A 1,375-nucleotide genomic window follows, 5' to 3' on the forward strand; every position below is an offset into this window, starting at 1 on the left:
CGCGATCCAAGGCGATCCAGTCCTGAAGGGGTCCTTCGAGCAGCTGCTGCTGGGCAGGCCGATGCCCGCCGCTCCGGAGATGCGTTGCGCCTGGGACGCCATGCGGCCCAATCTGGAGGGGGTGATGGCCGGCCAGCTCAAGCCGGCGGACGCGGCGAAGGCCATGCAGCAGGCGGCTGATCAGTGCGTGGCGGAGCTCGGGAAGAAGAAGTAAGCGTCGAGCGGGGGAGGGGGCCTGCCGGGCAGGCCCCCTCCCTTTCCGGTGGGATCGAGGCTGCGGGTCGCCTCCGCTAGAATAGCGGGGGCAATGGTATAAGGGGGGAAGGGATGGGGGCGCTGACGCCGGAGATCATGGCGCGCTCGCTGGCTCAGGTCCTGGGCTTTCTGTTGGCCGTCCTCGCTGGCCTGGCCCTCCTGGAGCTCCACGTGTATTTGCTCGTGTTCCGGAGGCCCCGCTCGCGGCCGGCCGCCCTCTTCACCCGTGCGGTCCAAGTCGGCCTGGCCGGGCTGTTGCTGCTGCTTTTCCTGCGCTTCCTGGATCGTGTCGGCCTCATCGCCGATCTGGCGGCGGCATGGGGGCTGACATCGTGGCTGAGCGCGCCGGAGCGGTTGTGGGCGGCCTGGTCGGCCCGGGTGGGGATGCCATGGGGATGGCTCCTGCCTGCCCTGGCCCTGCTGCTCCTCGGAGGGGCCATCTACGTCGGGGGGGAGCCCCGGCCTTCCCGCCTGGGCTTGGCCTATCTGCTGATCCTTCCGGCTCTCCTGGGGATCAGTTTCCTGATCGTGATCCCCTTCCTCTACGAGGCCCGCCTGGCCTTTTCGAACATGGCCATGTATACCGCCCAGAACCCCGAGTTCGGGCTGCGCTACGGCATCGAGAACTTCATCAAGGTCTTCACCGGACCGGTGGCCAAGGACGCGACCTTTTTCGAGGTCTTCGGCCGCACGGTTCTCTGGACGGTCATCAACGTCACCCTCCACGTGACCGGGGGGCTGATCCTGGCCCTGCTCCTGAACCGGCCGATGCGGCTGCGGGGGCTCTACCGCACCATCCTGATCCTGCCCTGGGCCGTCCCCTCCACGATCACGGCGATGGCATGGCGGAACGAGTTCGACTTCCGCTACGGCTTCTTCAACATCCTCCTCCGCAACATGCAGCAGCTCTTCGCCGACCTCGCCGACCGCACCGCCTCCGTCCCCCTGATCGATGATCTCTTTGCCGGGCTCTCCCAGGCCGTTGGCCCGGTCCCATGGCGCCAGGACCCCACCTGGGCTTTCGTCTCGGTGGTGATGACCAACGTGTGGCTGGGCATCCCGTTCATGATGGTGGTGCTCCTGGGGGGCCTACAGAGCATCTCCCCGGAGTATTACGAAG

The 1,375-nt window shown here is 67.2% G+C and carries 2 protein-coding genes; both read left to right on the plus strand.

What is annotated here, in order from left to right; all coding sequences use genetic code 11:
- Window positions 1-214, plus strand: a 214-nt coding sequence (locus tag U742_RS23345) for a hypothetical protein (protein WP_038360346.1), incomplete at its 5' end; no start/stop codon positions are given.
- Between the two features lie 113 nt (window positions 215-327).
- A partial coding sequence (locus U742_RS22370) for a carbohydrate ABC transporter permease (RefSeq protein WP_156034108.1) occupies window positions 328-1,375 on the plus strand: 1,048 nt, incomplete at its 3' end.

This window comes from Allobosea sp. 117, from assembly GCF_000702305.1.
GTDB lineage: Bacteria > Pseudomonadota > Alphaproteobacteria > Rhizobiales > Xanthobacteraceae > Ancylobacter.